The 25,345-nt window shown below is 69.0% G+C and carries 24 protein-coding genes; 16 read left to right on the top strand and 8 right to left on the bottom strand.

Going from position 1 to position 25,345, the window contains the following annotated elements; translation table 11 throughout:
* Positions 1 to 18: 18 nt before the first annotated feature.
* Complete coding sequence (locus tag B7G54_RS21885) at positions 19 to 1,137, bottom strand: porin (RefSeq protein WP_085040977.1); 1,119 nt, start codon at positions 1,135 to 1,137, stop codon at positions 19 to 21.
* Positions 1,138 to 1,548: 411 nt separating this feature from the next.
* On the opposite strand from B7G54_RS21885, the gene B7G54_RS21880 reads away from it, so the two are divergent.
* Together B7G54_RS21880 and B7G54_RS21875 are read left to right on the top strand one after the other, a co-directional pair.
* On the top strand, positions 1,549 to 2,946 hold the full coding sequence (locus B7G54_RS21880) for a spinster family MFS transporter (protein ID WP_085040976.1): 1,398 nt from the start codon (positions 1,549 to 1,551) through the stop codon (positions 2,944 to 2,946).
* A 157-nt stretch (positions 2,947 to 3,103) separates the two neighbouring features.
* Positions 3,104 to 4,087, top strand: a complete 984-nt coding sequence (locus B7G54_RS21875; protein WP_085040975.1) for a PDR/VanB family oxidoreductase — start codon at positions 3,104 to 3,106, stop codon at positions 4,085 to 4,087.
* Positions 4,088 to 4,270: 183 nt separating this feature from the next.
* Here B7G54_RS21875 and B7G54_RS21870 read toward each other — a convergent pair whose 3' ends face one another.
* On the bottom strand, positions 4,271 to 5,191 hold the full coding sequence (locus B7G54_RS21870; RefSeq protein WP_085041023.1) for a LysR family transcriptional regulator: 921 nt from the start codon (positions 5,189 to 5,191) through the stop codon (positions 4,271 to 4,273).
* Between the two features lie 140 nt (positions 5,192 to 5,331).
* Between B7G54_RS21870 and B7G54_RS21865 the strand changes: the two genes are divergently transcribed.
* The 3 genes from B7G54_RS21865 (at position 5,332) to B7G54_RS21855 (ending at position 7,567) form a co-directional block, all read left to right on the top strand.
* Positions 5,332 to 6,615 (top strand): aromatic ring-hydroxylating oxygenase subunit alpha, encoded by a 1,284-nt coding sequence (locus B7G54_RS21865; protein WP_085040974.1) that lies wholly within the window; start codon positions 5,332 to 5,334, stop codon positions 6,613 to 6,615.
* Positions 6,612 to 7,115, top strand: coding sequence for an aromatic-ring-hydroxylating dioxygenase subunit beta (locus B7G54_RS21860; protein WP_085040973.1), 504 nt, complete (start codon positions 6,612 to 6,614; stop codon positions 7,113 to 7,115). Before B7G54_RS21865 ends, B7G54_RS21860 begins: the two co-directional genes overlap by 4 nt.
* A gap of 65 nt (positions 7,116 to 7,180) precedes the next feature.
* Positions 7,181 to 7,567, top strand: a complete 387-nt coding sequence (locus B7G54_RS21855) for a 2-hydroxymuconate tautomerase family protein (protein WP_085040972.1) — start codon at positions 7,181 to 7,183, stop codon at positions 7,565 to 7,567.
* A 41-nt stretch (positions 7,568 to 7,608) separates the two neighbouring features.
* Here B7G54_RS21855 and B7G54_RS21850 read toward each other — a convergent pair whose 3' ends face one another.
* The gene (locus B7G54_RS21850) at positions 7,609 to 9,162 is read right to left on the bottom strand and encodes an ATP-binding protein (RefSeq protein ID WP_085040971.1); all 1,554 of its coding nucleotides are present in this window, start codon (positions 9,160 to 9,162) and stop codon (positions 7,609 to 7,611) included.
* Positions 9,163 to 9,328: 166 nt separating this feature from the next.
* On the opposite strand from B7G54_RS21850, the gene B7G54_RS21845 reads away from it, so the two are divergent.
* The 5 genes from B7G54_RS21845 to B7G54_RS21825 all read left to right on the top strand — a co-directional run bounded on the left by B7G54_RS21845 (position 9,329) and on the right by B7G54_RS21825 (position 13,497).
* Positions 9,329 to 10,522, top strand: a complete 1,194-nt coding sequence (locus B7G54_RS21845) for an acyl-CoA dehydrogenase family protein (protein WP_085040970.1) — start codon at positions 9,329 to 9,331, stop codon at positions 10,520 to 10,522.
* 101 nt (positions 10,523 to 10,623) lie between these two features.
* A complete protein-coding gene (locus B7G54_RS21840; protein ID WP_011356094.1) occupies positions 10,624 to 11,001 on the top strand; it encodes a hypothetical protein in 378 nt (125 codons plus the stop codon).
* A gap of 8 nt (positions 11,002 to 11,009) precedes the next feature.
* Positions 11,010 to 11,531 carry a nuclear transport factor 2 family protein gene (locus B7G54_RS21835; protein WP_085040969.1) on the top strand — a complete coding sequence of 174 codons (522 nt, stop codon included), beginning with the start codon at positions 11,010 to 11,012 and terminating at the stop codon, positions 11,529 to 11,531.
* Between the two features lie 38 nt (positions 11,532 to 11,569).
* Positions 11,570 to 12,694: an amidase gene (locus tag B7G54_RS21830; protein WP_085040968.1), complete on the top strand. Its 1,125-nt coding sequence runs from the start codon at positions 11,570 to 11,572 to the stop codon at positions 12,692 to 12,694.
* A 59-nt stretch (positions 12,695 to 12,753) separates the two neighbouring features.
* Entirely contained in the window at positions 12,754 to 13,497 is a 744-nt protein-coding gene (locus tag B7G54_RS21825) for an SDR family NAD(P)-dependent oxidoreductase (protein ID WP_085040967.1), read from the top strand.
* Between the two features lie 39 nt (positions 13,498 to 13,536).
* Here B7G54_RS21825 and B7G54_RS21820 read toward each other — a convergent pair whose 3' ends face one another.
* Positions 13,537 to 14,169 carry a response regulator transcription factor gene (locus B7G54_RS21820; RefSeq protein ID WP_006479687.1) on the bottom strand — a complete coding sequence of 211 codons (633 nt, stop codon included), beginning with the start codon at positions 14,167 to 14,169 and terminating at the stop codon, positions 13,537 to 13,539.
* A gap of 354 nt (positions 14,170 to 14,523) precedes the next feature.
* Here B7G54_RS21820 and hpaC point away from each other — a divergent pair, with 354 nt between their 5' ends.
* Positions 14,524 to 15,069, top strand: a complete 546-nt coding sequence (gene hpaC / locus B7G54_RS21815; protein WP_085040966.1) for a 4-hydroxyphenylacetate 3-monooxygenase, reductase component — start codon at positions 14,524 to 14,526, stop codon at positions 15,067 to 15,069.
* Positions 15,070 to 15,080: 11 nt separating this feature from the next.
* Here the strand turns inward: hpaC and B7G54_RS21810 are convergent, their stop codons facing one another.
* Positions 15,081 to 16,349 carry a YbfB/YjiJ family MFS transporter gene (locus B7G54_RS21810; protein ID WP_085040965.1) on the bottom strand — a complete coding sequence of 423 codons (1,269 nt, stop codon included), beginning with the start codon at positions 16,347 to 16,349 and terminating at the stop codon, positions 15,081 to 15,083.
* A gap of 226 nt (positions 16,350 to 16,575) precedes the next feature.
* Entirely contained in the window at positions 16,576 to 17,121 is a 546-nt protein-coding gene (locus B7G54_RS21805; protein ID WP_085040964.1) for an RBBP9/YdeN family alpha/beta hydrolase, read from the bottom strand.
* Between the two features lie 123 nt (positions 17,122 to 17,244).
* On the opposite strand from B7G54_RS21805, the gene B7G54_RS21800 reads away from it, so the two are divergent.
* The 3 genes from B7G54_RS21800 (at position 17,245) to B7G54_RS21795 (ending at position 19,239) form a co-directional block, all read left to right on the top strand.
* Positions 17,245 to 17,700, top strand: a complete 456-nt coding sequence (locus B7G54_RS21800) for an Lrp/AsnC family transcriptional regulator (RefSeq protein ID WP_085040963.1) — start codon at positions 17,245 to 17,247, stop codon at positions 17,698 to 17,700.
* A 404-nt stretch (positions 17,701 to 18,104) separates the two neighbouring features.
* Positions 18,105 to 18,227, top strand: coding sequence for a hypothetical protein (locus B7G54_RS40015; protein ID WP_006766865.1), 123 nt, complete (start codon positions 18,105 to 18,107; stop codon positions 18,225 to 18,227).
* 58 nt (positions 18,228 to 18,285) lie between these two features.
* Positions 18,286 to 19,239 carry a CgnE/CgnB domain-containing protein gene (locus B7G54_RS21795; protein ID WP_085040962.1) on the top strand — a complete coding sequence of 318 codons (954 nt, stop codon included), beginning with the start codon at positions 18,286 to 18,288 and terminating at the stop codon, positions 19,237 to 19,239.
* 16 nt (positions 19,240 to 19,255) lie between these two features.
* Here the strand turns inward: B7G54_RS21795 and B7G54_RS21790 are convergent, their stop codons facing one another.
* Complete coding sequence (locus B7G54_RS21790) at positions 19,256 to 19,765, bottom strand: GNAT family N-acetyltransferase (RefSeq protein ID WP_085040961.1); 510 nt, start codon at positions 19,763 to 19,765, stop codon at positions 19,256 to 19,258.
* A gap of 55 nt (positions 19,766 to 19,820) precedes the next feature.
* Positions 19,821 to 20,852, bottom strand: a complete 1,032-nt coding sequence (locus B7G54_RS21785; RefSeq protein ID WP_085040960.1) for an AraC family transcriptional regulator — start codon at positions 20,850 to 20,852, stop codon at positions 19,821 to 19,823.
* A gap of 313 nt (positions 20,853 to 21,165) precedes the next feature.
* Between B7G54_RS21785 and B7G54_RS21780 the strand changes: the two genes are divergently transcribed.
* Entirely contained in the window at positions 21,166 to 22,881 is a 1,716-nt protein-coding gene (locus tag B7G54_RS21780; protein ID WP_085040959.1) for a GMC family oxidoreductase, read from the top strand.
* A complete protein-coding gene (locus B7G54_RS21775) occupies positions 22,868 to 25,318 on the top strand; it encodes a flavin-containing monooxygenase (protein WP_085040958.1) in 2,451 nt (816 codons plus the stop codon). The genes B7G54_RS21780 and B7G54_RS21775 overlap by 14 nt, the downstream gene beginning before the upstream one ends.
* Positions 25,319 to 25,345 lie beyond the last annotated feature (27 nt).

Genomic DNA, 25,345 nt, shown 5'->3' with positions numbered 1-25,345 from the left:
GCGGGGCGGCCGAAACGGTCAGAACGACGTGAGGATGCCCGCGACGATCGAGCTGGCGGTCGCGCCCGGCTTGGCAACCGCGACGCCGCCGCCCGCCGCGCCGTTGACGACGAAGCGCGCATGCGCGCCGTTGCGCACCATCGCGGCGCCCGTGTACAGCACCGTGCGCTTCGACAGCGGATAGTCGAAGCGGATGCCGTACGAATCGGCGTTGCCGTCGCTGTCCGCGACCTTGCGGTAGTGGCCGACGCTCAGCAGCAGCGACGCGCGCCCGATCGGCACCGTCGCGCTCAGCTCCACGATGTCGCTGTGCGGATACGCGCCCTGGCTGTCGATCGCGGTCGCGACGTCGGGGCCGCCGCGATGGCGCAGGTACAGCGCGGCAACCTTCACGACGCTGAAATCGTACGAAATCGCGCCCAGCGTGTAGTTGCCGTTCGCGGCCGGGCTCGTGGCGCCGAGCGCGGATGCCGCGACCGGGCTGAACTTCTGCTGCATGGTGTCGACGTCGATCGACAGGCCGCCGCGCACGTAGTTGAGCCCCACGCCGTATGTGTCGCCGAGCGTCGCCGGCTGCCCGGCCGCGCCGTTGGTGCCGCGCGCGGCCATCGCCCGCAGCATGAAACCCGCGTAACGCGGCGACGTGTAGCGCATCGAGTTGCGCACGCGCAGGAACGCGGGCCCGACGAAGTTGTTCGTCGCGTTGCCCCAGGCGAGCCCCGCGCCGAGGCCCGGCAGGCTGTACGTGACGAGCGTCGTGTGCAGGATCGTGTAAAGCTCGCCGAACTGCACGCCGCCGAACGGCCCCGTGATGCCGACCCATGCCTCGCGGCCGAACAGTGCGCTGCTGTTCGACAGCGCGCCGCTTCCCGCGTTGAAGCCATCCTCCAGCTTGAAGATCGTCGCGTAGCCGCCGCCGAGATCCTCGACGCCCTTCAGCCCCCACTGCGATGCGAACAGGTTGCCGCTGCCCATGCGCGTCACGTGGTTCGGCCCGGCGTTCGCGTATTCGATCGCGGTGTCGACGCGGCCGTAGAGCGTCACGCTCGATTGTGCGAAGGCGGGCAGCGCCGCGCAGGCAAGCAGTGCGGCAAGCGGTACGGCAAGCCGGTCGGCCCGCCCGTTCGGTTGGTTCATCGTCGTCGTCCCGTAGAGTTTCCGGCGCCTGTCGGCGTCGCGCCGCGTGGTGTGAAGCGCGTTCGCCGCGAAGGGCCAACGCTGCCGATCAAAACCGGGCCGAGTCTAGGAACGACAATTTCGGACGTCGACGCAATGCGCTCTATAACGCTTATAGATGCGCCGCATGATGCGCGCGCGCCCCGCCGCAAGCACGCTGCGCGGCCGCCGGCGCGCAAGACCCCGGTGTTTTCTTTATACGGGTCGGTAAATGCCCGTGTGGCGCGGCTGTCACTCCGGCTATGGCGGCCGAATTTGGCCGACTACGCTGCGTCTCCGACACGTGCGCCCCGCACGCTTTCGCGCCGCGACGGCGCCCGGCCCGCCAGGCCGCTGCCGCGCGTTTCCACCGCCCGCTCCTGGAGAATCCGCATGTCCGCATCCACGGCCCGCGCTGCCGACGGCAAGCGCTATACGTACGAATGGTATGTCGTCGTCATCTGCATGCTCGCCTACGTCTTTTCGTTCGTCGACCGCCAGGTCCTCGTGCTGATGATCGAGCCGATCAAGCGCGACCTGCACCTGTCCGATACGCAGTTCAGCCTGCTGAACGGCTTCGCGTTCTCGCTGTTCTATGCGGTGATGGGGCTGCCCGTCGCGTATCTCGCCGACCGTTACGCGCGCCCGCGGATCATCTCGATCGGCATCGCGCTGTGGAGCGTCGCGACCGCCGCGTGCGGGCTCAGCCAGCATTTCGTGCAGATGTTCATCGCGCGCATGGGCGTGGGCGTCGGCGAGGCCGCGCTGTCGCCGGGCGCGTATTCGATGCTCGCCGACTACTTCCCGAAAGAGAAGCTCGGGCGCGCGATCGCCGTGTATTCGCTCGGGTCGTTCATCGGCGGCGGCGTCGCGTTCCTGATCGGCGGCTACGTGATCGCGCTGCTCAAGCATGCGAGCGCGTTCACGCTGCCGGTGGTCGGGCAGGTGCATGCGTGGCAGGTCACGTTCCTGATCGTCGGGCTGCCGGGGCTGCTGGTCGCGCTGCTGTTCGCCGCGACCGTGCGCGACCCGCAGCGCAAGGGGCTGGCGCAGGATCGCTCGGGCGCCGTGCGGCGCGTGTCGATGCGCGATTCGCTGCGCTTCGTCGGCACGCATCGCGCGACCTTCGCATGCCACTACCTCGGCTTCTCGTTCTACGCGATGACGCTGTACTGCCTGCTGAGCTGGACGCCCGCGTTCTATATCCGCCGCTTCGGGATGACGGCCGTCGAAGCCGGCTACACGCTCGGCATCGTGCTGCTGGTCGCGAACACGGCCGGCGTGTTCTGCGGCGGCTGGCTCAACGACTGGCTGCTGCGGCGCGGCCGCGACGATGCGCCCATGCGCGCCGGCGCGATCGGTGCGGCATGCATGGTGATCCCCGCGACGCTGTTCACGCAGCTCGACTCGCTGCCCGCGTCGCTCGCGATGCTCGTCGTCGCGATGTTCTTCGCGTCGTTCCCGATGCCGACGTCGACCGCCGCGATGCAGACGCTCGCGCCGAACCAGATGCGCGCGCAGATTTCCGCGCTGTTCCTGCTCGTGTCGAACCTGATCGCACTCGGGATCGGGACGACGGTCGTCGCGCTGTTCACCGATCGCGTGTTCGGCGCGCCGGCGGCGGTCGGTCATTCGATGTCGATCGTCAACGTCGCGGCCGCCACGCTCGCCGCGCTGCTGCTCGCCGCCGGGTGCCGGCACTATCGCCGCAGCCTCGATCGCGAACGCGGCCATGCGTCGGCAGCGGCGCCGCAGGCGGCCGAGGCAGGCAACGCGATCGCCGCGCGCTGAACACCGGGCGCGATCCGTCGCCCGACCATCATCCATCCGACTGATTCAGGCATCGCTTTTTTATCGATTTGATTTATGCGATGCCCGTCCCTATTCTCGATCGCATGACGGCGCGGTGTCTGCCGCGCCGCGTTTCCCCTACCCCACGGATTGACCGATGCAAGTGAACCGCCACCAAGTCCGGATCGACGCGCTGATCGACGCGGCGCAGGACATCCGCTGTTTCCGGGTCTCGCGCGTCGACGGCCAGCCGTTCGACGCATACGAACCGGGTGCCCATATCGACGTCACCGCGCCGTCCGGCATCACGCGGCAATACTCGCTGTGCGGCAACCCCGACGAGCGCGGCAGCTACCTGTTCGCGGTGAAGAAGGAAGCGCAGTCGCGCGGCGGCTCGCGTTCGCTGCACGACGACGTGACCGTCGGCGCCGAGTTGTCGATCGGCGCGCCGCGCAACCTGTTTCGTCTGACGGATGACGCGAGCGAGCACGTGCTGATCGCGGCCGGCATCGGCATCACGCCGCTGCTGTCGATGGCGTATGCGCTGCACAAGCGTGGCGCGCGCTACCGGCTGCACTACTTCGCACGCAGCCGCGAGCATGCGGCCTTCGTCGCCGAACTGTCGGCCGAGCCGTTCGCGTCGCACGTGACGTTCCACTACGGCATCGCACCCGACGCGCTCGCGGCCGAGCTGGGCCGCTGCGTCGAATCGGTCGACGCACACGCGCACGTCTATACATGCGGCCCGGGGCCGTTCATGGACGCGGTCGTCGCGGCGGCCGCGACGCGCTTGCCCGACGATTCGATCCATCTCGAACGCTTCGCGGCGGAACCGGCCGCCGCCGATGCGGGTAATCCCGACGCCGGCCCGGCCGACGGATTCGAAGTGCGCCTGCAGCGCAGCGGGCAATCGGTACGCGTCACGCCCGACACGTCGATCGTCGACGCGCTCGCGCGCATTGGCATCGAGGTCGACACGTCATGCGGCGAAGGCGTGTGCGGCACCTGCATGGTGCCTGTCATCGACGGCGAGCCCGATCATCGCGACCATTGCCTCAGCAAGGCCGAGCGCGCGAGCAACACGGTGATCTGCTGCTGCGTGTCGCGTGCGCGTTCGGCAGTGCTGGTGCTCGATCTCTGACACTCACGGCACGAACGGCGCCCGTTCAAGACGTCGCGCGTCGTCGAACTGCCCGGCGACCTCGGCCAGTAACGTGCGCATCCGGCGCGCTGCCCTCGCCCTCACGGGTCACGCGTCGTCGAATCGCTCGACGAGCTCGGCCAGTAACGCGCACATCCAGCGCGCTGCCCTCGCCCTCACGGGTCACGCGTCGTCGAATCGCTCGACGAGCTCGGTCAGCAGCGTGCGCATCCACGCGTTGCCCTCGTCCTCATGAAAATGCTCGTGCCAGTGCATCGTCACCGGCGCGGGCGGCAGCGTGACGGGCAAGTCATACAGGCGAAACGCGTTGTCGCGGTTCAGGATCTGCGCGAGCCGCTTCGGCAGCGTCGCATACAGATCGGTGACCGACAGCACGCTCGGCAGCGCGACGAAGTGCGGCACTTCGAGCGCGATGTTGCGGCCGACACCCTGTGCGCGCAATACATCGTCGAGCGCGTGATGGCTGTGCTCGACCGATTTCACGTTGACGTGCGCGGCGCGCACGAACTGGTCGAGGCTCAGCGCAGCACCGCTCGGCACCCCGCGCCGGCGGCCCGTCATGCACACGTAGGTTTCCTCGAACAGCACCTGATGACGCGTGCGCGGCATCAGTTCCGGCAGGTTGCCGATCGCGAAATCGAGCCGGCTCGCGCGCAGCGCTTCCTCGATCTCCTCCACCGGCAGCGGCTGCACGCTCAGCGTCACGCGCGGCGCGCGCTCGCGCAACGCCTGGCAGATCGCCGGCAGGTACGCCATCTCGCCGGCATCCGACAACGACAGCCTGAACGTGCGCGTGCTGGTGGCCGGATCGAAGCGCTCCGCGTAGCGCAGCGCGACGCGCACCATGTCGAGCGCCTTGCCGACGATCCCCGCGAGTTCGAGCGCGACCGGTGTCGGCTGCATGCCCGAGCGCGTACGCACGAACAGCGGATCGTCGAACAGCGTGCGCAACCGGCCGAGCGAATAGCTGACGGCCGGCTGGGACAGCGCGAGCCGCTCGCCGGCCTTCGTCAGGCTGCGTTCCTCGACGATCGCCTGGAATACGCGCAACAGGTTCAGATCGAGATGATCGACCGATGTCATCGTAGCCTCCATTATTTGCCGCATTTATTAACTGGCCAATTTTAGATCAATTTGACGGATATGTAGCAGGGGACGAGACTGGGTACTCGATACCGCGCGCGGCGCGGCCCCGATTTCGCGACTCTTTCCCCACGACAACGATGAGCGACATTCCCTACCAGACGATCGACACCCGTGCGTTGCACGGCCTCGCGCAACCCGACCGCATCGCGCCCGCGATGTATCACGATCCCGCGCTGTTCGAAGCCGAGCTCGACCGCATCTTCTACCGCACCTGGATCTGGGTCGCGCACGAGAGCGAGCTGCCGAACCCGGGCGACTTCATCACGACGACGATCGGCCGCCAGCCGGTGATCGTCGTGCGCGACAAGACCGGCGAAATCAACGTGCTGCAGAACCGCTGCCGCCATCGCGGCGCAACCGTGTGCGAATCGCACAAGGGCAACGCGAAGGGTTTCACGTGCCCGTATCACAGCTGGTCGTATGCGCTCGACGGCACGCTGCGCGCGCTGCCGTACGGCGACGGCTACGAAGGCGTGTGCGAGAAAGGCGACCTGCCGCTCGTGAAGCTGCGCGTCGGCGTGTACCAGGGGCTGATCTTCGCGAGCTTCAACGATGCAATCGAACCGCTCGAGGAGTTCCTCGGCGGTGCAAAGCCGTGGATCGACCTGTTCATGAAACAGGGCGCCGGCTACCCGATCAAGGCGAACGGCGAGCACAAGTTCAAGTTCAAGGGCAACTGGAAGATCCAGCTCGAGAACACGACCGACCTCTATCACTTCCCGGTCGTGCACAAGTCGTGGATGAAGTCGATCGACGACGAGACGGCCGCCGCGATCACGAGCTTCATGACGAGCGAGGACGCGTTCTGCCGCGGGCTCGGCAACGGCCACAGCCTCGCGGTGCTGATGCCCGAGCTGATCGATCTCGACGAAGACGACGGCGCGCCGCTGCCCGAGCGCTTCGCGCCGCTCGCGGCCAAGCTCGCCGAGCGCCACACGCCGGACGAAGTGCGCCGCATCGTGCGCTCGCTGATGGGCGTCGGCTTCAACCTGAACCTGTTCCCGAACCTCGCGCTGTCGATGGCGTTCTTCCGCGTGCTGCGGCCGATCTCGGCGAACGAAACCGAGATCCGCCACGTCGCGCTCGCGATGGACGGCGGCCCCGACGAAGCGAACCGCGAGCGGCTGCGCATCCACGAGCACTTCCAGGGCCCGTTCGGCTTCGGCAGCCCCGACGACGCCGAAGCATGGGAGCGCGTGCAGCGCGGCGCGCACGCGGGCCCCGACGTGCCGATCCTCGTGAATCGCGGGCTGAACCGCGAGACGACCGCCGCGAACGGCGAAAAGACCGCGCATGCGACCGACGAGACCGGCATGCGCGAGGCCTACCAGCAATGGCGCACGATGATGGAGCAGCAATGATGGACGACCGCAACGCCCTCTTTTCCGAGCAGACCTTCGCCCGCGCGGTCGAATTCGTGTGGCGCGAAGCCGAGATGCTCGACCGCCGCGACTATCGCGCGTGGCTCGACCTGTGGGAACCGGCCGGCCATTACGTGGTGCCGATCGATCCCGATTCGACCGACTTCGCCGCGACGCTGAACTACGTGTTCGACGACCAGGACATGCGCGAGAAGCGCGTGCAGCGGATGGTGTCCGGCTACTCGGCGTCGGCCGCCGACGCGGCACGCACGGTGCGCACCGTGTCGCGCTTCACGCTGGAAAGCGGCAGCGCCGATACCGTCGAGCTGAAGTCGGCGCAGGTCGTCGTCGCGTACAAGCGCGGGGCCGCGACGCTGTTCGCGGCCGACGTCACGCACAAGCTGCACGTCGATGCCGAAGGCGAGATGCGGATCGCCGAAAAGGTCGTGCGCCTGATCGATTCGACCGAAGCGCTCAGCGCGATCGGCTTCCTGCTGTAAGCCGTGGCCGGTTCGCCGCTGCAAGTGCAACGGTGAACCGGTCACCTTCACCTTTCCGGACGACCATGCCCACACTCGAAGTTTTCCTGCCGGCCGGCCATGACGACGCCCGCAAGGCCGAACTGATCGCACGGCTGACCGGTGCGACCGTCGACTCGATCGGCGCACCGGTCGAATCGGTGCGCGTGCTGCTCACCGAATTGCCCGCGACGCACATCGGCCTCGGCGGCCGCAGCGCCGCGGACGGCGCGCCGCCGTCGCTGCCCGTGATCGTCGCGATCCTGATCGCCGGCCGCACCGATGAACAGAAGCGCGCGCTGATCGCCGCGCTGTCCGATGCCGGCGCGAACGTGCTCGATGCGCCGCTGCAGGCCACGCGCGTGATCATCAAGGACATTCCGAATACCGACTTCGGCATCGGCGGCCAGACCGCGCGGGCGCTGGGGCGCTGATCGTGCAACGCGCGTCGCCCCGCCGTGACGCGACGCAGCGGCTACGCGTGCGAACCGGCGAGCGGCAGCGTCACGCGGCAGTCGAGCCCGCCGCCGTCGGCCGGGCTCGCGGCGATCCGCCCGCCGTGGCGCGTGACGATGCTCTTGCACAGCGACAACCCGATCCCGTTGCCGCCGGCCTTCGACGACGAGAAGCCGTCGAACAGCCGGTCGTGCGCATCGTCTGCAATGCCCGGGCCGTTGTCGATCGCGCGCAGCTCAGCATGCCCGGCCACGTTCGCGGTGCCGAGCATCAGCGTGCGCGGCACGCGTTCGCAACCGGCGAACGCCTCGATCGCATTGAACGCGAGATTCAGGATCACCTGCCCGATCAGCACGCGCTCGCAGCGGATCGGCAGCGGCGTATCGGCCTGCACGATCGTGACCGTCACGCCGGCCTCCTTCGCACGCAGCTCGATGAAGTACGCGACGTCCGCGAGGATGTCGCGCAGGTCGGCGAGCGCGACGACCGGCTCGCGCTTCACGATGAATTCGCGCACGCTCTTGATGATCAGCGCCGCATGCTCGGCCTGCCGGTCCGCGCTGCGCAGCCCCCAGATCGCGTCGTCGATGGCGCCGCGCGCGTTCAGCCGCCGCACCGCGCCTTCGATGAAGTTGCGCACGGCCGCGAGCGGCTGGCTCAGCTCGTGCGCGATCACGCTCGCCATCTCGCCCATCGCGTTGTAGCGGCCCGCGTGTTCGAGCATGCGCGCTTCCGCGCGGCGGGCATCCTCGATCGCGACTTCGTCGCTCACGTCGCGGAACTGCACGAGCAGCCCGTCGAGATCGCCTTCGATCTCGACCTGCCGGCACAGGATGCGCAGCCAGCACGGCGAGCCGTCGCGCCGCACGATCCGGTAGCGCTGCGGCGCGGACGGATACGCGGACGGCGCATCGCGCAGTTGCGCGACGAGCCGGTCGCGGTCGGCCTCGGAGCAGTAGTCGAGCACCTCGCCGAGCGCTTCGCCGGGCGCGAGCCCGAGCACGCGGCGGCCCGACTCGCTGATGAACTGCACGCCGCCGTGCGGCGTGACGACCGCGATGCCTTCGTCGAGATCCTGCATGAACTCGCGCAGCCGCGCCTCGTAGCGGCGCAACTGCTGGCGCACCGCCTCTTCCGCGCTGATGTCGCGGAACTGCACCATCACGACGTCGCGCCCGCGCAGCGGCACGTAGGTGGCGGTCGCCTCGGACAGCATGTCGACACCCGTGCGCGACCGGTAGCACCACTCGTACACCTGCGGCCCGTCGACGAGCGCGCGATCCCATGCACTCACGGCGATCTCGCGCTGGTATTTCGGTTCGGGGCGCGTCATGTCCGGCGCCTTCAGCGGCAGGAGTTCCTCGACGGAAAAACCGAGCGCGATGCACGCGGCGCGGTTCGCCCACACGATCGCCTTGGTATGCGCGTCGTGCAGCAGCACGCAGGTCGTCAGCGCGTCGAGCAGCCGGTGGAAATCGTCTTCGTCGGGGAAACTCATGATCGGCTTCGGATGAAGCCGCGCGGCATCGCGCGGCCGGAAACCCAACATAGCACCGGCACGCGCCGCCCGCATCTGAAGATTTCTTTAGTGCGGCACGGAACGTCACCAGTCGCACGGCCCAACGCACCAATTGCTGCGCGTTTTCGGCGTTTCTAGACTGGTTGCATCGTCGTGCCGCTTTCCGCCCGGCACGCATGCCACCCCGCATTCGAACCCCAATCCGCCCCAGGAGACAGCCATGCCCCACGCCGCCCTCGCCCTCGACACCGCACCGAGCGCCCCCCATGCGGCCAGCGAACCGGCCGCCCGGCTGTCGCCGCTCGACGCGGTGATCGAGACCGTCGCCGCGCGCCGCGAAGAATTCGACCGCCTGTCGCACGTGCCGCGCGACGTGATCGCGCTGTTCAAGCAGGCCGGCATCTATCGCGCGGGCACGCCGCGCCGTTTCGGCGGCGATGCGCTCGCACCGACCGCGTTCCTCGACATGATCGAACGGATCGCGACCGCCGACGGCTCGGCCGCGTGGGTCGCGAGCTTCGGCTCCGCGAACGTGTATCTCGCCGCGCTGCCGCTCGAGACCCAGGCCGAGCTGTATGCGAGCGGCCCCGACCAGGTGTTCGCGGGCGGCCTGTTCCCGGTGCAGCCGGCCCAGCCCGCGCCGGGCGGCTGGCGCGTGAACGGCACGTGGAAATTCGCGAGCGGCTGCAAGGGCGCCGACTGGCTCGGCGTCGGCATCGCCGTGCCGGGCGCGCAGGACGCCGCGCCGAACAAGCCGCGCACGGCCGTGTTCCGCGCAGCCGACGTCGAGATCGTCGAGAACTGGAGCGTGGTCGGCATGCAGGGCACCGGCAGCCACGACCTGCGCGTCGACGACCGCTTCGTGCCCGAAGCGTGGACCTTCGTGCGCGGCGGCGAGCCGACCGTCGACGAGCCGCTGTACCGCTATCCGACCGTCGCGTATGCGGCGCAGGTGCTGGCCGTCGTGAATCTCGGCCTCGCACGGGCGGCGCTCGACGTCGCGAACCGCATGTCGGGCGGCCGCCAGACGACGACCGGCGCGCCGCGCCTCGCCGATCGCGCGTATTTCCGCATCGAGCTCGCGAAGGCCGAGGCGCAACTGCGCTCGGCGCGCGCGTTCTTCTACGACGCGACCGACACGGTGTGGCAATCGATTCTCGCGGGCAACCCCGTGACGCCCGACCAGGTCAGCCTGCTGCGGCTCGCGGCCACGCAGATCGCACGCGAAGGCGCGAGCGTCGTCGAACGCGCCTACCGCCTCGGCGGCACGGCAGCGATCTACCGGTCGCATCCGCTGCAGCGGCTGCTGCGCGACGCGATGGTCGTCACGCAGCACGCATTCCTTGCCGAAGGCAACTTCGACGGCGCCGGCGCGGTGTTCACCGGCGTCACGCCGTTTCCCGGCTATCTGTAACCTGCGCCAACCGAAGCTTTCCTGAACGCGCACGAAGCCGATGCCGAAGCGCCCTCGCCGGCCGGTTCATGCGCCCAACCGATTCCTCTGGAGAACCTCACATGTCCGATTCGAATCCGCTGCCGCTGCGCGTCCTGTTCTGCTGCGGCGTGTCGCAAAACTTCTTCGACCTGCCGCGCGAGAAGATCGGCGAAGTGTGGCAGGCATACGGCGCGATGCTCGCCGCCGTCGAAGCGATGCCCGGCGTGCGCGTGCTCGGCGTGATGGACGACGACCGCCTCGTGGTCGGCCAGGCCGATGGCGCGCCGTGGACCTTCTACATCATGGCCGACGTCGCCGACTTCGACACGACGGTCGCCGTGTGCAACCTGTATCGCACGACGCCCGTCGGCGAATACAACCTGTGGCGCTACGGCAAGATCGAAGCGCGGGTCGGCCGTGCGCTGACCGTGCCGCCGGCCGCGAAGCCCGCGGCGTGAGGCGCGCGATGACCGACCTGTCTCCCGGCCTGATCGACGCGCTCGTGCAGCGCGTGGCGGCGCTCGATGCCGAGCGCGCGGTGCGCGCGACGATCACGCGCTACATGGCGCTGTGCGACGTGCCCGAGGATGCCGGCGACGGCCCGTCGCTCGCCGAGCTGTTCACGGCCGATGCCGTGTGGGAAGGCATCGGCCCGCAGTACGCGCGCAAGTTCGGCCGACTCGAAGGCACGGCTGCGATCGTCGCGATGCTGGGCCGCTACCTGCCGCCCGATCCGCATTTCTCGGCCAACCTGCACTTCCTGACGTCGGAGTCGATCGAGTTCGGCACCGGCCACGCGAGCGCGTGCGGCCGCTGGATCATGCTGCAGGCATCGCGCTACGCGGACGGCACGGCCGAGCTGATCGCCGCGCGGCTGACCGTCGATTTCGCGCCGGCCGCTCACGGCGCCGCGTGGCTGATCCGCCATTTCCGCACCGAACGCGTGCTCGACGGCCCGTGGCCGCTCGCTGCCGCGCCACGGTCCTGATTCCCGCTGCTTTCCACTGCTTCCGCACGATACCGACCATGACAGGCTTCATCAGCACCTTCACGCTCGGCGGCCCCGGCCCCACGATCGCGATCAAGGACACGATCGACATCGCGGGCCATCCGACCCGCGCGGCGAGCCGTGCGCTCGCCGATGCCCCGCCGGCCGCTCGGCACGCGGACGTGGTCCGCCTGCTGCTCGACGCGGGCTGGCAGATTGCCGGCAAGGCGAACATGCACGAGCTCGCGTTCGGCATGACCGGCATCAACGACCACACGGGCACGCCCGTCAATCCGCAGGACGCGACGCGCATTCCGGGCGGCTCGTCGAGCGGCTCCGCGTCGCTCGTCGGGCTCGGCACGGTCGATGCGGCACTCGGCACCGATACAGGCGGCTCGATCCGCGGGCCGGCCGCCTGCTGCGGCGTGGCCGGGCTGAAGCCGACATTCGGCCGCGTGTCGCGGCGCGGCGTCGCGCCGGCCGATACCACGCTCGATTGCGTCGGGCCGTTCGCACGCGATATCCGCACGCTGGTTGCGGTGATGGCTGCGATCGCACCGGGCTTCGATCATGCGCAAGCGGCAGCCTCCGCGGCAGGCTGCGCGGTCGCGCACATCACGGTCGACGCCGATCCGGCAATCGCCGCCGCGCTCGACGCGGCCGTGCGCGCGTCGGGCCTGCGTTCGCACGCAGTCGTGCTCGACGAAATGCCGGCCTCGTTCGCCGCCGGACTCACGGTGATCAACGCAGAAACGTCGCGCGCGTTCGGCCATCTGGTCGCGACCGGCAAGCTCGGTGCCGACCTCGATGCGCGACTGCGCACGGCCGCCACGACGACACCCGCCGCCCTCGCGGAAGCCGAAGCCGTACGCGCACGCTTCACCGCGCAGGTCGACGCCGCGCTCGAACACGCGGACGTGCTCGTGCTGCCGACGCTGCCCGCGCTGCCGATCACGCTGCAGCAAGCGCGCGACGGTGTATCGGTGATCGCAATGTCGTCGCTGATCCGGCCGTTCAACCTGAGCGGCCATCCGGCACTCAGCCTGCCGCTGCCGCTGGCCGGTTCGCCGCTGAAGGCGGGCCTGCAGATCGTCGGGCGCAAGGGCGCGGACGAGCAGGTCTGCGCGATCGCGGCACACTTCGAAGCGGCGCTCGCCGCATGAACCACGATGCGGGCGCAGCTGCACCACGCACGCGCTCGCGAACCAGGGAAACACGCACCATGTCAGACCGAGTCGTCCTCGTCACCGGCGCCGCGCGCGGGCTCGGCGCCGTCATCGCCGAACGTTTTCATGCGGCCGGCTACCGCGTCGCGCTGGCCGATATCGCCGCCGACGCCATTCAAGCGCATGCGCGCGAACTCGACCCGAGCGGCGAACGCGCGATCGCGCTGCCGCTCGACGTCACGTCGAAACGCGATTTCGAAGCCGCCCGCGAGGCGCTTGTCGCACGCTGGGGCACGATCGACGTGCTCGTCAACAATGCGGGCGCATCGAAGGTCGTGCCCGCGATGGAGATCACGGCCGAGCAGTTCGACCACGTGATCGACGTAAACCTGCGCAGCGTGCTGTTCGGCTGCCAGGTGTTCGGCCAGTACTTCGCGACGCGCGGCGCCGGCCGTATCGTCAACATCGCGTCGCTTGCCGGGCAGAACGGCGGCTCGGCGACGGGCGCGCACTACGCGGCCGCGAAGGGCGGCACGCTGACCCTGACCAAGGTGTTCGCGCGCGATCTCGCGGCACAAGGCGTGACCGTCAACGCGATCTCGCCGGGCCCGCTCGATCTGCCGATCGTGTATGAAAGCGTCGCGCCGGAAAAGCTGCGCCAGGTGCTCGCGAGCCTGCCGGGCGGCAAGCTCGGCTCGGCCGGCTTCGTGGCGGATGCCGCCGTGCTGCTCGCGTCGGGCGACGCGCATTTCGCGAACGGCGCGTGCTGGGACATCAACGGCGGGTTGTACATGCGCTGAGCACTGCGTGCGGCACCTCGCCGAAGCCCCGGCGAGGCCCTATCGCGACGACTCCCCGTCGTCGCCCCACACGACCATCACGTCGCGCACGAGCGCGGCGATCGACGTCGCGCCGAGCTTCTCCTTGATGCTCGCGCGATGCACGTCGACGGTCTTCACGCTGATCGACAGATCCGACGCGATCTGCTTGCTGCCCTTGCCGTCCACCACGCCGCGCAGCACTTCCTTCTCGCGCGCGGTCAGCGCATCGAGCCGCTGGCGCAGCTCGCGATGACGCTGGCTCACCGCATGCCGCTGCTGCGCGAGCCGCAACGCGCGTTGCACGCGCTCGAGCATCTGCTGCGAGTTGTACGGCTTCTCGACGAAATCGATCGCACCGTTCTGCAGCGCGCGCACGGACATCGGGATATCGCCGTGCCCGCTGACGAAGATCACCGGCAGCGTCGCGCCACGCGCATTCAGTTCCGCCTGCACGTCGAAGCCGCTCTTCTCCGGCATCCGCACGTCGAGCACCAGGCACGCAGGCAGGTTCACGTCGAAGCGCGCGAGAAAATCGGCGGCGTTCGCGAACCCTTCGGACGCGATGCCGACCGATTCGAGCAACCATGCGAGCGACGTCCGCATGCCGCTGTCGTCGTCGACGATGTATACGATCGGTGCGGGTGACGTCATCGCGGGTGTCTCACTGAATATCGGTATCGGTATCGCACGCGCCGCATACGGGGCCGGTTGCCGGCACGTCGCGCACGTCGTTCGCTGGGGGTGTGCGGCACATCATAACGAGCCGAAAACCCGCTGAGAACCCCTTCACGGGCCGCACGAACGCGCAATCACGCTTTTTTTCACGCGGTGCGCCGCGCATCTAGGTAGAACCTTTAGATGCGTTGGCGAGAACGCCATCTTCATCGTCAATCGTGCGAATGGTCGTCCGCATTTTCGCGACGTACGCTTGGGTCGTCGTCGGCGATCCGGCGCTGCACCGGCGGCGCTGCGCGGTTCGCCGCTTTCGTCCACTCAGGAGCGCCCATGTCTTCCACGACCGATATCCAGCGACCGGCACGCGTCGAGCCGACCGACGCGCAGAAGGCCTTCCGGCAAGCGATGGCCCACCTCGGTGCAGCAGTCAACGTGATCACCACCGCCGGGCCGCACGGCCGCTGCGGGATTACCGCAAGCGCCGTGTGCTCCGTCACCGACACGCCGCCGACGCTGCTCGTGTGCCTCAACCGGTCGAGCGCGATGCGTGCGACGTTCGAACGCAATCGCCACGTCTGCATCAACGTGTTGCCGGCCGAACACGAACTGCTCGCGCGGCATTTCGCGGGGCTCACCGACCTGCCGATGGAGCGACGCTTCGAACTGCCCGTGTGGGATCGCGGCGAGCAGGACGTGCCCGTGCTGCGCGACGCGCTCGCGAGCCTGCAGGGCACGATCGCCGACATGAAGGAAGTCGGCTCGCATTCGGTGATGTTCATCGAGGCGACGTCGATCCGCGTGCGCGACGACGGCGACAGCCTGATCTACTTCAGCCGTGCGTTTCATCGCGTGTCGCGCGCAGCGTGCGTCCGGTGAATGGCGCGTGACTACGCGGCGGCCCGCAACGCGCGCTGCCCCGCCGCGAGCGCGGCACCCGCGAACAGCGTCAGCGCCGAATACACGAGCCCGCGCGCGAGCCCCGCACTGTCCGACACCCAGCCGATCGCGACCGGCCCGGCGATCTGCCCGAAGGCAAAGACCGTCGTGAACGCGCTGATCCCTTTCGCCCAGCCGTCGGGCGGCAGGTTGTGGCGCACGAAAGCCGTCGTCGACGCGACGGCCGACAGGAACGTCGCGCCGAACAGCACGCCCGACGTGAACGCGGCCACCGGATGCACGAACATCGCCGGCATCAGCGTCGCGATGCCGAGCAGCGCGTTGAGCACGGCGAGCGCCTGGCCACCGCGCATCCGGTCGAGCAGCCCCGACCACAGCCGCGCCGACACGACGGTCGCGACGCCGAGCATCACGTAGAACGCGGCGACCACCGTGCCGCTCATCCCCGCGCCGCGCAGCAGCGCAACGATGAACGTCATGTAGCCGATGTAGCCGACGCCGAACAGGCCGTAGCCGGCCAGCGCGAGTGCGAAACGCGCGGGGCTCGCGGTCGCGGCCGGCACCGCGCCGTCGCGCGGCGCGCTCGGTGCCGCGTGCACGCGCTCGATGCGGCGGGCGGCCGATACGGCCACCGCCGAGAACAGCACGCAGGCGAACGCGAGCGCGAACCACGCGGGCTGCCAGCCATGGTCCCCCTGCACGAGCGTCGCCGGCACGAGCAGCGACGATGCGACGATGCCCCACCCCGTGCCGCCGTAGTAGAGGCCGAGCAGCAACCCCGCATCGCGCGGCGACGCCGACGCGAGCCGCGCGGCCAGCACGCCGCCGCTGATGAAGATCAGCGCGCTGCCGACGCCGGTCGCGAGCCGCTGCACGAGCAGCGCGTGCATGCCGGACGTGAGCCCGCACGCGGCCATCAGCAATGCGGTCAACGCGCAGCCGGCCGCCAGCAGCGTGCCCACGCGCCAGCGGCGCGACAGCAGCGGAAACGCGAGCGCGCCGATCAGGTAGCCGGCCGCGTTCGCCGTATTCAGCGCGCCGGCCTGCGCGAAGGTCCAGCCGAGATCGGCCTTCATCGGCGGCAGCAGCAGCGCATACGAAAAGCGCGCGAGGCCGAGCGCGATCGCACTGCCGAGCGACAGGCCGATCGCGAGCCGCCACGCGGCCATGCGGTCGGGATCACGATCGCGGTAGGGGCGGATGGCGCCGGTGTCCGGCCGCGACGGGCCGGCACGCTCCGGTTGCGGCGCTGTGCGCATCGAGTGTCTCCTTGGTCGTTCGAATTCGGGACATGTCGTCGCGACGGAACCGGATGCCCGCCTGCGTCATTCCCGGCCGTCGCGGCTTCCGCGACTGTCGAGCGATCATACTTGAGCCGCCCCGGGCCGGGATGCGCCGGCAACAGGAAACCGGCCGCATCGGTCAGCTTGCCCCTGCCTCGCCGACAGAGGGCAAGCGCGGACGAAGGGCAGCCGCTGGCCTGCCCTACCCCCGCAATCCAGCCGCGAAGGCCGTGAACAATGCACGTCCCTCGGGCCACTGCGCCAATCCCGCTTCCGCATTCAGATGGCCCCGCGGGCCGAGCAGCAGCGGCGTCGCACCACGCTCGCTCGCCCACGCTACGCCGTGCCCGGACGGGTCGTACCCGTCATCCGAACTGGCGATTGCCAGCACCGGCAAGCCACCGAAATCGCCATCCGGCACATTCGCGAACGCACGGGCCACGGCCGGGAAACGCGGGCCGCCCGGATCGGGCACCGCAACGAGCAACACGCCGCGCACGACGCGCGTCGACGCCGCATGCCAGTGCGCGAACAACAGGCAACCCAGTGAATGACAGATCAACACCGGCGGTGTCGCGGCTTGCGCAACGGCTTCATCGAGCGCCGCCATCCAGTCACGCAGGTCGGGCGCATCCCATGACGCAGGCGCCATGCGCACGGCGCCCGGCAGCGCGGCCTCCCAGTAGCTCTGCCAATGATCCGGTCCCGAGTTGCCGATCCCCGGCACGATCACGATCGTTTGGTCCATCTCCGTCTCCCTCTCCATGAAAAGGCAAGCTCGCAGTCTGGCCTGCCGGAAAACGGCCGGGAATGGCAAATCATCGGTTATTGAGACAATATGCCGATGAATTAACGGAGCGGGAAAGCGGACATGCCGAACGAAGAGCTCGATCGCCTGGATCTTTCGATCCTCGAGGCGCTACAGGAAAATGCGCGGATGCCGCTGTCCGAAGTGGGCCGGCGCATCGGGCTGTCGCAGCCCGCCACGTCGGAGCGCGTCAAGCGGCTGGAAGAGCGCGGCATCATCGCGGGCTACGGCGCACGGATCGACCCGGCCGCGCTGGGGTTGGGCATGATGGCCATCATCCGGTTGAAGACGACGCACGAACACATCAAGCCTGCGCTGCGCGCGTTCGCCGAGATGCCGCACGTCATCGAGGTCCACCGCATGACCGGCGAGGATTGTTTCCTGCTGAAGGTTCTGGTGCCGACACCGGGCCAACTCGAAACCATCATCGACGCGATCGCCCGCTTCGGCGCGGTCACGACGTCACTGGTGCTCCGGTCCGAGCCGGCCAAACCGCTCGGCAAGGCGCTGCTCGGTTGACACGGGCATCGACCCGCCGATGCGCCGCCGACCGACGACACGTTCGCACGCACGGCCGCCGCGAACGATGTCGATCGCGTCGATCGCGTCGATCGCGTCGATCGCGGCGAATTAATTTCCGATGAAAAATCGCCGAAAGCCATGCATCGATCCCGATTCCGGTCATTGAAAAAATGACATCGAATCCGTCTTTCTCTTTATCCGTGTTTTACGGCGCGCGACTCAAGAATCCCCCGTGTTTAGCACGCCTTGGCTAAAAACCTTGCAACGCATTGCATTCGTAAATTCCTCAGACTAATATCAACGCCACTCATCGGATATTCACGAAATGCCTGATGAGGAGTGGCAACTTTTTAGCCGCGCTTTCATGTTGAATCACTCATGTTCACCACAGGAGAATTGACATGCAGGACACCCAGCAGATCGAATTGCTTGACTGGATGCAGGAAGACACGCACCCCGAGGCCGTCGACATGATGGTCGAGGACGCCGTGGTGCCGTTCGGCACCGCGCTCTGGCCGGTCTGAGCGGGCCACCCGTTCTCGCGGAAGGGCCGCGGCCCTTCCGCCGCTTCCGGAGACACGCATGCTGAACCTGCACCGCGCGCTGGGCTTCCATCCCGCGCTGCGCGAGAAACTTGCGCGCGGCGAGTCGGGAAAACTGCTGGTCGGCCATGACACCCGCAATCGCGACATCGCGTTGCGCGCGTTTTCCGCCCTGCCCGATTCGCTCGACGCGACCACCCTCTGCCTCGAAAGCACCCCGCCAGCCGACATTGCCGCCGCGCTCGATCGCGCCGATCTGTTCGTGCTGCTGTACGACTCGTCGTGCCTGCCGACGCCGTCGCCCAGCGGGCCGCCGTTCCTCGCCGCGATCCGCCCCGCGATCGTCGAGCACTGGAGCAAGTCGGTACTGTTCAAGGATTACGGCCCGCATCTCGACGAGGCGTTCGCCGAATCGCTCGACGACATCGCGGCACGCAACGGCCGGCTGATCGACGCGGCCGCGCACGCATCGCAGATCCGCTTCACCGACGAAGCCGGCAACACACTGACAGGCTCGCTCGCGCCGGACCAGAAATGGACGAGCGTGGATGGCATGGGAAACCTCGATGTCGTGCCCGGCGAGATCGCGACGCACGTCACCGATCTCAACGGCTCGGTCGTCTTCAGCGGCACGTTTCTCGGCACCGTGCCGTTCGCGATCAAGTACAAGGTGGCCGAACGACTGGCAACACTGCATGTCGAGAACAGCATGATCGTCGGGTTCGACACCGACAACGAAGGCTTCCGGCGCGATTTCGCGACCTATCTCGACCGGCATGAGAATCACCGTCGGATCGAGGAATTCGGCATCGGCACGAACCTCGGGATTCGCGGGCTGTACGGCCGCAACGCCGGGTTCGAGGAACGTCATCCGGGCCTGCACCTCGGGCTCGGCGGCGGCGAAAACGGCAGCCACCATCTCGACCTGATCTTCGCGCGCGGCACGCTCGCGCTCGACGACCGGATCGTGTTCGACGGCGCGTTCGCCGTCTGACGAAGCGGCTGCGCGCTCAGGCTTCGGCGGCCCCCGTGTCGCCGAGCCACTTGAACATCACGAGGCTGTCGACGAAGCCGAGCCGCGCGTGACGATACGCACGCGGCAGGCGGCCGACGATTTCAAACCCCAGCTTCTGCCACAGTGCGACCGCCACCTCGTTCGTCGAGACGACCGAGTTGAACTGCATCGCGAGGAAGCCGCGCTCGCGCGCGACCTGCTGCGAGTGCTCGCACATCAGGCGCGCGACGCCGCGGCCGCGCGCGGCCTCGCTCACCATGTAGCCGCAATTGCACACGTGATTGCCGGGGCCGGCCGCATTCGCCTTCAGATAGTACGAACCCAGCACCACGCCGTCCTCTTCGGCGATCCACGTGCACAGCGGCGCATCGAGCCACAGCGCGCGCGCCGCTTCCTGTGTCGGCGCCGGATCGAATGCATAGGTTTCCTGAGCAGCGACGATGGCGCGGTAGGTCGGCCAGAAGCGCGGGAAATCGTCGTCGGTCATCGGGCGAATCGTGATCATGCGGGTTCTCTCGTGATTGGAAGGTCGGCAGGACAGCCAGCGATCGTACCGTGATTCAGGAACGGCCGCCGTCCCGTTGCGCCGCGCTGCGATACGCGCCCGGCGGCACGCCGTACCAGCGCTTGAACGCCTGCGAGAAACTCGACAGGTCGCTGAAGCCGAGCCGCTCGGCCACTTCCGCGAGCGACAGGCGCGCGTCGCCGAGCAGCGTCTCGGCCAGCGCGCCGCGCGCCTGCGCGAGCAGCGCCCGGAACGTCGTGCCCTCTTCCTGCAGCCGGCGCTTGAGCGTGCGCGGGCTCGTGTTCATCAGCCGCGCCATGTCCTCGAGCGAGAACGGTGCGGAGCCCGGTGTCGCGCTCAGGTACTGGCGCACCATCTCCGACGTGCCCACGCGCGCACGCCGCGCTTCGAGCAGCTGGCCGCACATCTGCTCGCACATCGACACCGTGAGCGGATTCGCGTGCGGCAGCAGCCGGTCGAGAAGCACGCGGTCGAATACGAGGCTGTTCGCGCGCGCCGAGAAAACGGGTTCGACGCCGGCGATGCGCGGCACCGGCACGGACGGCGCGCGTGTCGCCTGCACCGTGAAGCGCGACAACGCGAATGCGTCGCCGCCGATTTCCTGCAGCAGCACGGCCGCGGCGGTCATGTCGCGCTCGACGAGGAACCGGCTCAGCGCGCCATCGAGCTCCGGCGCGCCGAAACCGAGCACGCACGTTCCGTCTTCCTCGCGGTACGTGATCACGGTGAACGCGTAGGTGAGCGGCAGGAAGCGCAGCGCCAGCGCGAGCGCGTCGCGCGCGGTCGCGCTCGCGATCAGCCCGTAACCCCACACGCCGTACGCGGAGAAGTGGTAGCGCCGGCCGACCTCGAACCCGAGGCCCGGCGCGCGCCCGAGCGCGCGCAGCAGGTTGCCGGTCAGCCGCAGTTCCTGCGCGGCCGTCACCTCGACCTTCGGATCGTCGAGCTGCGCGTCCGCGAGCCCCGTGCCGGCCAGCAGCGTCGCGTGCGGCACGCCGCGTTCGTCGCCGAAATCGACCAGCAGCCGGGCGCTGGCCGGACTCCGGGTGAAATCCCAGAAGCTCATGCGGAGAAACCCTCGAAGCGCCGATTTGGCCCAAATACTAAAACAATTGTCCCGAAGCAGCATTGGTGTTTTCCCATGCGGCCAGCACCATCGGCGTCATCCAGTCGTCGTCCGAACGACGCCACCGCCCTCCGGAGGAGACACCATGCGACCGAGTCGCCCGACCGATCCCGCAGCCCGCTTCGCACGCCATCGCGCCGCGTTCGCCCGCGCCCCGGCCCCGCCGCGCGCGCTCCGCCTGCCACGCGCCGGCCGCCTGTGCGCGCTGCCGCGCCCCGCCTGATCCATCGACTAAAGAACCAGGAGACGCTCCATGAGCAAGACTTTCGACTACATCGTCGTTGGCGGCGGTTCGGGCGGCTGCGTCGTCGCCGGGCGGCTGACCGAGGACCCGGCCGTGACCGTCTGCGTGCTCGAGGCCGGCGGCCGCGGCGACGGCACGCTCGTCAACGTGCCGACCGGCGCGGTCGCGATGATGCCGACCCGCGTGAACAACTGGGCCTTCGACACGGTGCCGCAGCCGGGCCTCGGCGGGCGCATCGGCTACCAGCCGCGCGGCAAGGTGCTGGGCGGTTCGTCGGCGATCAACGCGATGGTCTACATCCGCGGCCATCGCGTCGACTACGACGGCTGGGCCGCGCTCGGCAACGAAGGCTGGGCCTACGACGACGTGCTGCCGTACTTCCGCCTGAGCGAGCACAACGAGCGCTTCGACGATGCGTGGCATGGCCGCGACGGCCCGCTGTGGGTGAGCGACCTGCGCACCGGCAACCCGTTCCATGCACGCTACCTCGAAGCCGCGCAACAGGCCGGCCTGCCGCTCACCGACGATTTCAACGGCGCGCAGCAGGAAGGCATCGGCATCTACCAGGTCACGCAGAAGCACGGCGAACGGTGGAGCGCGGCGCGCGCGTACCTGCTGCCGCACGTCGGCCGCCGCGACAACCTGACGGTCGAGACGCACGCGCAGGTGCTGCGCATCCTGTTCGACGGCACGCGCGCGATCGGCGTCGAAGTGCGGCAGCACGGCGAAATCCGCACGCTGCGCGCGCGGCGTGAAGTCGTGCTCGCAGCCGGTGCGCTGCAGACGCCGCAACTGCTGATGCTGTCGGGCGTCGGCCCGGGCCGCGCGCTCCAGCAGCTCGGTATCGCCGTGCACGCCGACCTGCCCGGCGTCGGCCGCAACCTGCAGGATCATCCGGATTTCATCTTCGGCTACCGCACGCGCAGCGTCGACACGATGGGCGTGTCCGCGCGCGGCGGCCTGCGGATGCTGCGCGAGCTCGCGCGCTTTCGCCGCGAGCGGCGCGGGATGCTGACATCGAATTTCGCGGAAGGCGGCGGCTTCCTGAAGACCCGCGCCGAGCTCGACGCACCGGACATCCAGCTGCACTTCGTCGTCGCGCTCGTCGACGATCACGCGCGCAAGCTGCACGCCGGCCACGGGCTGTCGTGCCATGTGTGCCTGCTGCGGCCGCGCAGCCGCGGCTCGGTCACGCTCGACAGCGCCGATCCGCTCGCGGCGCCGCGCATCGATCCCGCGTTCTTCGACGATCCGCGCGACCTCGACGACATGGTCGCGGGCTTCCGCCTCACACGACGGCTGATGGAAGCGCCGGCGCTTGCCGGCTGGACCACGCGCGACCTGTTCACCGCGAACGTCAACACCGACGATGAAATCCGCGACGTGCTGCGGCGGCGCACCGACACCGTGTATCACCCGGTCGGCACGTGCCGGATGGGGCACGACGCACTCGCCGTCGTCGATCCGCAATTGCGCGTGCGCGGCCTGCAGGGGCTGCGCATCGTCGATGCATCGGTCATGCCGACGCTCATCGGCGGCAACACCAACGCACCGACGATCATGATCGCCGAGAAGGCCGTCGACCTGATCCGCGGCGTATGCCGCACGCCCGCGCAGCCGCAGCGCGAAACCGTCAGGACAGCGACGGATCGCGACACCGTTCCTGCCACGTGCGCCGCGCACGATGCCGCCCAGCCGGAGGAGACCCGCCATGTCGTCGCGTGACGCAACCCATCTGACCGATTCCGCCGCCCCGCTTGCGGCGATCATCATCGGCGCCGGCTTCGCCGGCCTCGGCATGGCGATCGCGCTGCAACGCGCCGGCATCCACGATTTCGCGATCGTCGAACGCTCGCACGACGTCGGCGGCGTGTGGCGCGACAACAGCTACCCGGGCGCCGCCTGCGACGTGCCCTCGCACCTGTACTCGTTCTCGTTCGAGCCCAACCCGGCCTGGTCGCGCGTGTTCGCGCCGCAGCCCGAAATCCATGCGTACCTGCAGCATTGCGCGCGCAAGTACGGCCTCGCGCGCTACCTGCGCTTCGGCGCCGAAGTCGTGCACGCGCGCTACGACGAAGCCGCCGCGCTGTGGCACGTCATGCTCGCCGACGGCACGACGCTGAGCGCCGCGCTGCTCGTCAGCGGCACCGGCCAGTTGAGCCGCCCTGCGATGCCCGACCTGCCCGGCATCGGCACGTTTCGCGGCCGCGCATTCCACTCCGCGCACTGGGATCACGATTATTCGCTCGCCGGCAAGCGCGTGGCCGTGGTCGGCACCGGCGCGTCGGCGATCCAGTTCGTCCCGGCGATCGCCGGCGACGTGCAGCGCCTGGTCGTGTTCCAGCGTTCGCCGGCCTACGTGATGCCGCGCCCCGATCGCGCGTACCGCCCGTGGGAGAAGGCGCTGTTCCGCCGGTTGCCGTGGGCGATGAAGCTGCATCGCGCATCGATCTACCTGCGCTACGAATCACGCGCGATCGCGTTCACGCGCCTGCACAAGTTGATGAAGGTCGCAGTCGGCCGGCCGTTCCGCAGGCTGCTCGCACGCGACGTGCCGGACGCCGCGTTGCGTGCGCGGCTCACGCCCGATTACCCGATCGGCTGCAAGCGCATCCTGCTGTCGAGCGACTACCTTGCCGCGATGAGCCGCGACAACGTCGAGCTCGTCACGCAGCGGATCCGGCGCGTGACGGAGGACGGCATCGAGACCGTCGACGGCGTGCACCATCCGGTCGATGCAATCGTCTACGGCACGGGGTTCGCGGCGACCGAGTTCCTGTCGCCGATGCGCATCACGGGCCGCGACGGGCTCGACCTGAACGACGCATGGCGACGTGGCGCGCAGGCGTATCTCGGGCTCACCGTGCCCGGCTTTCCGAACTTCTTCATGCTGTACGGCCCGAACACCAACCTCGGCCACAACTCGATCGTCTACATGCTCGAAAGCCAGATCGCGCACGTGATGCGCTGCCTGCGCACGATGCGGCGCCACGGCGCGCGCGAGATCGACGTCGACGCAGGCCGCTACCGGCGCTTCAACACGCATGTGCAGCAGCGGCTCGAAGGATCGGTGTGGAACAACTGCAAGAGCTGGTACGTCGATGCGGCGGGACACAACAGCACGAACTGGCCGGGCTTCACGCTGACCTACCGGTGGAGCACGCGCTTCACCGGGATGTCCGCTTACCGCTTCACGCATCCGGTGCCCGAGTCGGCCGCACCGGCGCGCGACGTGGTGGTCGCGCCGCCCGCCGGCCGGCTGGAGGCACTCACGGCCGCCTCGCTGCGCGGTTTCCTGCGCGTCGCGTTCCGGCCGCTGATCGGGCCGCCGTTCGGCGCGCGCATGCAGCGGCGCGTCGTCGCGCTGCTGTCGCCGCTGATGCCGGGCACGGGCGGCACGCTGCGCTACCGTACGTCCGCGCACCGCGTGCCGGTCGAAGTGGTCGCGCCGAAACGCGGCGACACGGGCGGCGCGATCCTCTATCTGCACGGCGGCGCATTCTGTCTCGGCGGGCCGCATACGCATCGCGGCGTGACGACGCGGCTCGCGAACGACGCCGGCCTGCCGGTGTGGGTGCCCGATTACCGGCTGGCCCCCGAGCATCCGAGCCCGGCCGCACTCGACGATGCGCTGGCCGTCTATGGCGCGATGCGCGCGCAGGGCCATGCGCCGCACCGGATCGTGATCGCCGGCGATTCGGCCGGCGGTGCGCTGGCGCTCGCGCTGGCCATCGCGCTGCGCGAGCGCGGCGAGCCAGCCGCCGCCGCGCTGCTGCTGATCTCGCCCGTGACCGATCCCGCGCTGGGGGGCGCGACGCTGGCTTCGCGCCGCCACGACGATCCGATGATCCGTCGCGGCTGGCTCGAACAGGGGCTGCGCTGGTATCACGGCGCGGGTTCGGTTGCCGCCCGCGGCCCGCTCGATACCGACCTGCGCGGCCTGCCGCCGATGCTCGTCCAGGCCGGCGACCAGGAGGTGCTGCTGTCGGATGCGCAGCGGCTGGCCCGTCATGCGCAAGCTTGCGGCGTGCCGTGCCGGCTGGAGATTCACGCGGCGCGCTGGCATGTGTTTCATCTGCAGGCGTTTTACCTGCGGTCGGCGCGGGATGCGTTGCGGACGCTGGCGGGGTTTGCGGCGGAGAGGGTGGCGGTGACGGCATGACGATGAAGCAGTAACGCGCCGCGACCG

The sequence above is a fragment of the Burkholderia puraquae genome, assembly GCF_002099195.1.
GTDB classification, from domain to species: domain Bacteria; phylum Pseudomonadota; class Gammaproteobacteria; order Burkholderiales; family Burkholderiaceae; genus Burkholderia; species Burkholderia puraquae.
Note: the sequence above shows the minus strand (reverse complement) of the source record. Positions and strands in the feature narration are given on the sequence as shown.

Coding starts and splice junctions, on each gene's coding strand:
- B7G54_RS21885 (WP_085040977.1), bottom strand. CDS start 1,137: ATGAACCAACCGAACGGGCGGGCCGACCGGCTTGCCGTACCGCTTGCC.
- B7G54_RS21880 (WP_085040976.1), top strand. CDS start 1,549: ATGTCCGCATCCACGGCCCGCGCTGCCGACGGCAAGCGCTATACGTAC.
- B7G54_RS21875 (WP_085040975.1), top strand. CDS start 3,104: ATGCAAGTGAACCGCCACCAAGTCCGGATCGACGCGCTGATCGACGCG.
- B7G54_RS21870 (WP_085041023.1), bottom strand. CDS start 5,191: ATGACATCGGTCGATCATCTCGATCTGAACCTGTTGCGCGTATTCCAG.
- B7G54_RS21865 (WP_085040974.1), top strand. CDS start 5,332: ATGAGCGACATTCCCTACCAGACGATCGACACCCGTGCGTTGCACGGC.
- B7G54_RS21860 (WP_085040973.1), top strand. CDS start 6,612: ATGATGGACGACCGCAACGCCCTCTTTTCCGAGCAGACCTTCGCCCGC.
- B7G54_RS21855 (WP_085040972.1), top strand. CDS start 7,181: ATGCCCACACTCGAAGTTTTCCTGCCGGCCGGCCATGACGACGCCCGC.
- B7G54_RS21850 (WP_085040971.1), bottom strand. CDS start 9,162: ATGCGGGCGGCGCGTGCCGGTGCTATGTTGGGTTTCCGGCCGCGCGAT.
- B7G54_RS21845 (WP_085040970.1), top strand. CDS start 9,329: ATGCCCCACGCCGCCCTCGCCCTCGACACCGCACCGAGCGCCCCCCAT.
- B7G54_RS21840 (WP_011356094.1), top strand. CDS start 10,624: ATGTCCGATTCGAATCCGCTGCCGCTGCGCGTCCTGTTCTGCTGCGGC.
- B7G54_RS21835 (WP_085040969.1), top strand. CDS start 11,010: ATGACCGACCTGTCTCCCGGCCTGATCGACGCGCTCGTGCAGCGCGTG.
- B7G54_RS21830 (WP_085040968.1), top strand. CDS start 11,570: ATGACAGGCTTCATCAGCACCTTCACGCTCGGCGGCCCCGGCCCCACG.
- B7G54_RS21825 (WP_085040967.1), top strand. CDS start 12,754: ATGTCAGACCGAGTCGTCCTCGTCACCGGCGCCGCGCGCGGGCTCGGC.
- B7G54_RS21820 (WP_006479687.1), bottom strand. CDS start 14,169: ATGACGTCACCCGCACCGATCGTATACATCGTCGACGACGACAGCGGC.
- hpaC (WP_085040966.1), top strand. CDS start 14,524: ATGTCTTCCACGACCGATATCCAGCGACCGGCACGCGTCGAGCCGACC.
- B7G54_RS21810 (WP_085040965.1), bottom strand. CDS start 16,349: ATGCGCACAGCGCCGCAACCGGAGCGTGCCGGCCCGTCGCGGCCGGAC.
- B7G54_RS21805 (WP_085040964.1), bottom strand. CDS start 17,121: ATGGACCAAACGATCGTGATCGTGCCGGGGATCGGCAACTCGGGACCG.
- B7G54_RS21800 (WP_085040963.1), top strand. CDS start 17,245: ATGCCGAACGAAGAGCTCGATCGCCTGGATCTTTCGATCCTCGAGGCG.
- B7G54_RS40015 (WP_006766865.1), top strand. CDS start 18,105: ATGCAGGACACCCAGCAGATCGAATTGCTTGACTGGATGCAGGAAGAC.
- B7G54_RS21795 (WP_085040962.1), top strand. CDS start 18,286: ATGCTGAACCTGCACCGCGCGCTGGGCTTCCATCCCGCGCTGCGCGAG.
- B7G54_RS21790 (WP_085040961.1), bottom strand. CDS start 19,765: ATGATCACGATTCGCCCGATGACCGACGACGATTTCCCGCGCTTCTGG.
- B7G54_RS21785 (WP_085040960.1), bottom strand. CDS start 20,852: ATGAGCTTCTGGGATTTCACCCGGAGTCCGGCCAGCGCCCGGCTGCTG.
- B7G54_RS21780 (WP_085040959.1), top strand. CDS start 21,166: ATGAGCAAGACTTTCGACTACATCGTCGTTGGCGGCGGTTCGGGCGGC.
- B7G54_RS21775 (WP_085040958.1), top strand. CDS start 22,868: ATGTCGTCGCGTGACGCAACCCATCTGACCGATTCCGCCGCCCCGCTT.